This window comes from Brevundimonas sp., from assembly GCF_036676055.1.
GTDB lineage: Bacteria > Pseudomonadota > Alphaproteobacteria > Caulobacterales > Caulobacteraceae > Brevundimonas.
On sequence record NZ_JAKFDS010000042.1, the window covers coordinates 1 to 6,889 of the forward strand.

Below are 6,889 nucleotides of genomic sequence, written 5' to 3' on the forward strand. Positions count from 1 at the left end.
GTCGGCGTCTGGGCGTTCCGGCTGTTCCCGGGCTCGGCCTGGCCGTGGGGCACGCTGGCGGTGAACGTCTTCGGCGGCGTGCTGATGGGCCTGATCGCGGGTTGGCTGGCCTTCCGGGGCGGGCTGCACGCCGAGTCGATCCGCCTGTTCGCCGCCGTCGGCCTGCTGGGGGGCTTCACCACCTTCTCGGCCTTCTCGCTGGAGACGGCGCTGATGATCGAGCGCCGCCAATTCGCCATGGCCGGGGGCTACGCCGCCGCCTCGGTGGTCCTGTCGATCGCCGCCCTGTTCGTCGGCCTGATGGTCGCCCGCCGCGCCTTCGGAGCCGTTCTTTGACCCCCCCCGAAACCGATAAGACCGCCGACACGCCCGACGCTCCCAAACGGGAAGTCCAGACCCTCTATGTCGCCGAGGCCGAGGACGGCATCCGGCTGGACCGCTGGTTCCGCCGGCGCTGGCCGCACCTGTCCAACATCCAGGTGCAGAAGATGGCCCGCTCGGGCCAGATCCGCGTCGACGGCGCCCGCATCAAGCCCGAGGGCCGGCTGACCGCCGGCGCCGCCGTGCGCGTGCCGCCGATCCCGGACGACACCTCGCGCCAGGCCGGCGACGCCCACACCCTGTCGCCCAAGGACATCGCCTTCGCCAAGTCGCTGGTCCTGTACGAGGACGACATGGTCATCGCGCTGAACAAGCCGCACGGGCTGGCGGTGCAGGGCGGGACCAAGACCAGCCGCCACGTCGACCGCCTGCTGTCGGCCTGGGGGGAGGGGATGGACCGGCCGCGTCTGGTCCACCGCCTCGACCGCGACACGTCCGGCGTCCTGCTGCTGGGCAAGGGGCCCGAGGCGGCCAAGCGGCTGGCCGGCGCCTTCGCCCGGCGTCAGGCGAAGAAGACCTACTGGGCCATCGTCATCGGCAATCCCAAACCGGCCGCCGGCCAGATCGACATGCCGCTGAAGAAGACCGGCATCAACGACTTCGAGATGATGCGCCCCGCCGACCGCAAGGACCCGCGCGCCGAGCCCGCCGAGACCGCCTTCGCCACCATCTCCCGCGCCGCCCACCGCGCCAGCTGGATGGCCCTGCGTCCCTTCACCGGCCGCACCCACCAGCTCCGCGCCCACATGGCCGCCATCGGCCATCCGATACTCGGCGACCCGAAATACGGCGACGAGAAATCCCGCGAGCTGTCCGGCAATCTGAAGCTCCAGCTCCACGCCCGCCGCATCGAACTGGACCACCCCTCGGGCGGCAAGCTGATCGTCGAGGCGCCGCTCAGCCCCGAGATGAAGGCGGGCTTCGCCCATTTCGGCTTCGAGGAGGCCGAGGGGAACGAGAGCGATCCGTTCGAGGGAGTCCGCCGCCAGAGATGACCCGACCTCTCGCTGTCTTCGACATCGACGGCACCCTCGTGGACAGCCGCGCCTCGATCCACCGCGCCGCCTGCGAGGCCGCGCGCGACATCGGCCTGCCCGAGCCCCACTACGACCGTGTCCGCCAGATCGTCGGCCTGTCGCTGGAGCACGCCATGGCGGTGCTGGAGCCGGGCCTCGACGCGCCGACGCTGGCCCGCTTCGTCGCCGGCTTCCGCGCCAGCTTCCAGCGCATGTACGAGCAGGGCCACGAGGAGCCGCTGTATCCGGAGGCCACCGCGACCCTGCGCCGCCTGCACCGCGACGGCTGGCGCCTGGCCCTGGCCACCGGCCAGAACCGCCGCGGCGTGGCGCGCAATCTGGCGCGCGAGGGCTGGGCCGACCTGTTTGTCTCGACCCATTGCGCCGAGGACGGACCCGGCAAGCCCGACCCCGCCATGCTTCACGCCGCCATGGCCGCCTGCGACAGCGACCCGTCCCGCACGGTGATGATCGGCGACACCGCCCACGACATCGCGATGGCGGTCAACGCCGGCGTCCTGCCGCTGGGCGTCGCCTGGGGCTTTCACACCGTCGAGGAGCAGCGCGCCGCCGGCGCCCGCCATGTCGCCGGCTCCTTCTCCGAACTGACCGTGGTGCTGGACGGTTTCGCCGACCTGGCCCGCGCCGTCTGAGATCCGCCATGAACCATATCCCCCCCCTCGATCCCAACGTCGCCGCCCGCAAGGGCTTCCGCGAGTCCGAAGAGCGGCTGAAACGGTTCTGGACGGCGGTGGGTGTGTCGGAAGGTGAGGGCGGCTGGTCGGTCACCCTGGACGGCCGCACGCCGAAGACGCCCGCCCACGCCCCGCTGACCCTGCCCACCAAGGCGGCCGCCCGTCTCGTGGCGGACGAATGGGCCGCCCAGGGCGAGTTCATCGATCCCGCGATCATGCCCGCCACCCGCCTGGCCTCGACCGCCATCGACCGGGTCAGCCAGGCCCGAGAGGCCGTGGCCGACGAGATCGCCGCCTTCGCCGGCTCGGACCTGGTCTGCTACCTCGCCGAGCACCCGACCGCGCTGGCCGTGGAACAGGCTCGTGAGTGGACGCCGTGGCGCGACTGGGCGGCGCTGGAGCTGGGCGTGGTGCTGGAGCCCGTCGAGGGCATCATCCACCGGGCCCAGGATCCCGCCTCCGTGGCCCGCACGCGCGAACTGGCCCTGCGTCTCGACGACTTCGCCCTGACCGGCCTGGCCATGGCCACGCCCCTCCTGGGCTCGGCGGTCCTTGCCTTCGCCGTGCAGCGCGGCCGGCTGGAGGGCGAAGCCGCCTTCGAGCTCAGCCGCCTCGACGAGGCCTTTCAGGAGCGCCAGTGGGGCGTCGACGCCGAAGCGGCCGAGCGCACCGCCGCGCGGCGAGCGGAGGCTCTGCTGCTGGAGCGGTGGTTCAGGGCCCTTCAGAGCTGAGGCCGCGGCGATAACCTTCCAATACGGAAAGTTTTCACTTGCCAACATGGAAAGTCTCCATCATTTTCCAATCAGGAAAGTGAGGAACACGCCATGACCGACCCCAACGACGCCGCCGACCCCGCCGCCGCCCTGGCCGCCATCCAGGCCTCCCGACGCGCCATCCATGATCGTGTCGCGAGCAAGGGCTGGCGCTACGACCTGGCCTATTCGGCGCTGATCGCCGGCATGGTGGCGGGGCAGGTGCTTGAGGCGCCCTTCAACATCACCGCCTCGGCCCTCGGCGTGCTGGGGCTGGCGATCATCTTCCAGGCCGAGACGCGCCGCACCGGCCTGCGCGTCACGGGGATCTCTCCCGCCCGCGCCCGTTGGGTGGCCATCGGCCTGGGCCTGGCCATGGCGGTCGTGATGCTGGGCCTTGTGTGGCTGAAGCGAGCGCCGGGCGCGCCGTCCGTCGGCGTTCTCGCGGCCGGGGCGGGCGCGCTGACCTTCGCGTTGGCCCTGATCGGCTCGCGCCTGTGGCGCCGGGTCTATCGCGCCGAGATGGGGGCGGGGGCATGAGCCGCGCGCCACAGTTCGACGCCGTCATTCACGCGCCGGGGCGGCTGCAGATCTGCGCCATGCTGTCCGCCGCCGACGAGGCGGAGTTCGCCACCCTGCGCGAGGCGCTCCAGGTTTCGGACTCGGTCCTGTCCAAACACCTGAAGCAGCTGGAGGAGGCGGGTTACGTCGCCTCTCGCAAGGCGGCCGCCCACGGCCGACAGCGCACCTGGCTGTCGCTGACGGGGCAGGGCGGAAAGGCCTTCGCGGCCCATGTCGCTGAACTGAACCGTTTAGCGACCTTGACCGGGGTCTGAGCCCCGGCCTCGCTCGCATCTGATCTCGCTGGATGGTATGAATACCGGCGGTATTTGGTGCGGGAGACGGATCATGCGCAGGTATCTCAGCGGGGTCACGGCGCTGGCCCTGATCGCCGTGTTTTCCAGTTCGGCGGCGGCGCCGTCGCCGCCGATCTTCTCGACCGAGGCGCTGGACGCCGCGGATCCGGTGCGGGCGGCCCGCGCCATCTGCGCTGCCTCCGCCGCGCGGGCGACGCTGGAGGGCCGGCTGCTGACGGCCGCCGCGGCGACCGGTCCGCTGGCCCAGGCCGACGGGACCATCGCCCTGTATCCGGACCTCAGCGAGCCCCGCTTTGCGGTCTCCGCCGCCGACGATCAGGTCCGGCGCTATTTCAACCAGGGCCTGATGCTGAGCTACGGCTTCAATCACGCCGGGGCGGTGCGCTCGTTCCGCGAGGCGCAGCGGCGCGACCCCGACTGCGCCATGTGCTGGTGGGGCGAGGCGGTGGCGCTGGGGCCCAACATTAACGCTCCGATGGACGAGCGCGACCGCGACGCCGCGCTGGCGGCGCTGGACCGCGCCATGGCCCTGCGGGACGGCGCGACGCCGGTTGAGCGCGCCCTGATCGAGGCGGCGGCGAAACGCTATTCGGCCGATCCCGCCGCCGACCGCGCTGCGCTGGACGCCGCCTACGCCGACGCCATGCTGGCCGTCGCCGCCCGCTTCCCCGAGCATGACGAGGTCGCCGTGCTGACCGCTGAGGCGGTGATGGACACCTCGCCCTGGAACTACTGGCAGGCCGACAAGCGCACGCCCATCGGCCGGATCGGCGATGCGGTGCGGCTGATCGAGGGGGTGGTGGCCCGCACCCCCGGCCACCCCCAGGCGGCGCATCTCTACATCCACCTGCTGGAGGCCAGCGACCCGGCCCGGGCCGAGGCGGCGGCCGACCGGCTGGCGACCCTTCCGTCCAGCGCGGGCCACCTGGTGCATATGCCGGCCCACATCTACATGGTGCGCGGTCGCTATGCGGACTCGATCCGCGCCAATGTCGCCGCCGTCCGCGCCGACGAGGACTGGATCCGGGCCTCGAACGATCAGGGGCTGGTCCGCTACGGCTACTATCCGCACAACGTTCACTTCATCGTCGCCTCGGCCCAGATGGCCGGCGACATGTCGACGGCGATCGAGGAGGCGACGCGGCTGCAGTCGCTGCTGGACGTCGATACGACGAGCCGCATCGCCTGGATCCAGGCCATCTACGCCGCGCCCTACATGACCATGGCCCAATTCGCCTCGCCCGAGGCGATCCTGGCCATGCCGGAGCCCGACCCGCGTCTGGCCTACGCCGGCGCCATGCGGCTCTACGCCCGCGCCGTGGCCCAGGCCCAGCTGGGCGACCGCGCCGCCTTCGACGCCACCCTGGCGCAGATGGCCGCCCTGCGCGGCTCGGACCGGTTCGCCGACATGGTCGCCCAGGGCGTTCCCGCGCCCGATCTGATCGCCCTGGCCGAGGCGTCGGCGCGCGGCCGTCTGGCCTTCCACGAGCGCCGCTACGACGACGCCGTGCGCCACTATCAGGACGCCGCCGCCATCGAGGCGCGCATCCCCTATATGGAGCCGTCCTTCTGGTACTATCCGGTCAGCCAGTCGCTGGGCGCCGCCCTGCTGCGCGCCGGTCGCGGGGACGAGGCCAGTCAGGCCTTCCGCGCGGCCCTGGTCAGGACCCCCAACAGCGGCTGGGCCCTGTACGGCCTGGCCGAGAGCGAGGCCGCTCAGGGCCATGAGCTGGAGGCCGCCGCCGCCCGCCGCGCCCTGCAACAGGCCTGGCTGGGCGATCCGGCCTGGCTGCGGCTGGACCGGCTCTAGCCGCCCGGCCGCCGCCAGCGTCATCCCCCGCTGCTGAAGCGTCGCTGTCCCCGGGACATGTCGCACCTGAAACACTTCGCCGGTCGGCCGGGCAGGGGACCGCTTGCCACTCCGGCCGCCCGTCCTTAAGCCTCGCGCTCAAGGAGACCCGACCATGCAAGACATCCTCGAACAGCTCGAAGCCCGCCGCGCCGCGGCCCGCCTCGGCGGCGGCGAGAAACGCATCGCCAGCCAGCACGCCAAGGGCAAGCTGACGGCGCGCGAGCGCATCGAGGTGCTGCTGGACGAGGGCAGCTTCGAGGAAACCGACATGTTCGTGGAGCACCGCTCGCATGACTTCGGCATGGAGGATCAACGCATACCGGGCGACGGCGTGGTCACCGGCCACGGCACGATCGGCGGCCGGCTGGTCTATGTCTTCTCCAAGGATTTCACCGTCTTCGGCGGCTCGCTGTCGGGGGCCCACGCCTCCAAGATCGTCAAGATCCAGAAGGCGGCCCTGACCAACGGCGCCCCGATCATCGGCCTGTTCGACGCGGGCGGCGCCCGCATCCAGGAGGGGGTCGAATCCCTCGCCGGTTATGCCGACATCTTCCTCCAGAACACCCTGGCCTCGGGCGTCATCCCCCAGATCAGCGTCATCATGGGCCCCTGCGCCGGGGGCGACGTCTATTCCCCCGCCATCACCGACTTCATCTTCATGGTGAAGGACACGAGCTACATGTACGTCACCGGCCCCGACGTGGTGAAGACCGTCACCAACGAGGTGGTCACCCACGAGGACCTCGGCGGCGCCCGGGTCCACGCCGGCAAGTCCGGCGTCGCCGACGGCGCCTTCGAGAACGATCTGGAGGCCCTCAGCGAGGTCCGCCGCCTGATCGGCTTCCTGCCCCTGTCGAACCGCGAAAAGCCCCCCGTCCGCGACTCCTACGACGACCCCGAGCGCGACGAGCCCAGCCTCGACACCCTGGTCCCGGCCAATCCGAACCAGCCCTATGACATCAAGGAGTTGATCCTGAAGACGGTCGACGAGGCCGAATTCTTCGAGATCGGTCCGGACTTCGCGAAGAACATCGTGACCGGCTTCGGCCGCCTCGACGGCCAGACCGTCGGCGTCGTCGCCAACCAGCCCCAGGTCCTGGCCGGCGTCCTCGACATCGACTCCAGCCGCAAGGCCGCCCGCTTCGTGCGCTTCTGCGACGCCTTCGACATCCCGCTGGTGACCTTCGTCGATGTGCCCGGCTTCATGCCCGGCACGCGTCAGGAGTACGGCGGCCTGATCAAGCACGGCGCCAAGCTGCTGTTCGCCTATGCCGAGGCCACCGTGCCCAAGCTGACCGTCATCACGCGCAAGGCC

The 6,889-nt window shown here is 71.2% G+C and carries 8 protein-coding genes; all 8 read left to right on the forward strand.

Annotated elements, in window-relative coordinates; translation table 11 throughout:
* The coding region (locus tag V6M45_RS07020) for a CrcB family protein (RefSeq protein ID WP_332654974.1) at positions 1–336 on the forward strand (336 nt) is incomplete at its 5' end.
* Positions 333–1,376, forward strand: coding sequence for an RluA family pseudouridine synthase (locus V6M45_RS07025; protein WP_332654976.1), 1,044 nt, complete (start codon positions 333–335; stop codon positions 1,374–1,376). The genes V6M45_RS07020 and V6M45_RS07025, both read left to right, overlap by 4 nt.
* Positions 1,373–2,050 (forward strand): HAD-IA family hydrolase, encoded by a 678-nt coding sequence (locus V6M45_RS07030; RefSeq protein WP_332654978.1) that lies wholly within the window; start codon positions 1,373–1,375, stop codon positions 2,048–2,050. The genes V6M45_RS07025 and V6M45_RS07030 overlap by 4 nt, the downstream gene beginning before the upstream one ends.
* An 8-nt stretch (positions 2,051–2,058) precedes the next feature.
* The gene (locus V6M45_RS07035) at positions 2,059–2,823 is read left to right on the forward strand and encodes an ATP12 family chaperone protein (protein WP_332654979.1); all 765 of its coding nucleotides are present in this window, start codon (positions 2,059–2,061) and stop codon (positions 2,821–2,823) included.
* Between the two features lie 93 nt (positions 2,824–2,916).
* Positions 2,917–3,384 (forward strand): hypothetical protein, encoded by a 468-nt coding sequence (locus V6M45_RS07040; protein ID WP_332654981.1) that lies wholly within the window; start codon positions 2,917–2,919, stop codon positions 3,382–3,384.
* Positions 3,381–3,680: a transcriptional regulator gene (locus V6M45_RS07045; protein ID WP_332654982.1), complete on the forward strand. Its 300-nt coding sequence runs from the start codon at positions 3,381–3,383 to the stop codon at positions 3,678–3,680. The genes V6M45_RS07040 and V6M45_RS07045 overlap by 4 nt, the downstream gene beginning before the upstream one ends.
* Positions 3,681–3,753: 73 nt before the next feature.
* Positions 3,754–5,532 carry a hypothetical protein gene (locus V6M45_RS07050; RefSeq protein ID WP_332654984.1) on the forward strand — a complete coding sequence of 593 codons (1,779 nt, stop codon included), beginning with the start codon at positions 3,754–3,756 and terminating at the stop codon, positions 5,530–5,532.
* 154 nt (positions 5,533–5,686) lie between these two features.
* A partial coding sequence (locus V6M45_RS07055; protein WP_332654986.1) for an acyl-CoA carboxylase subunit beta occupies positions 5,687–6,889 on the forward strand: 1,203 nt, incomplete at its 3' end.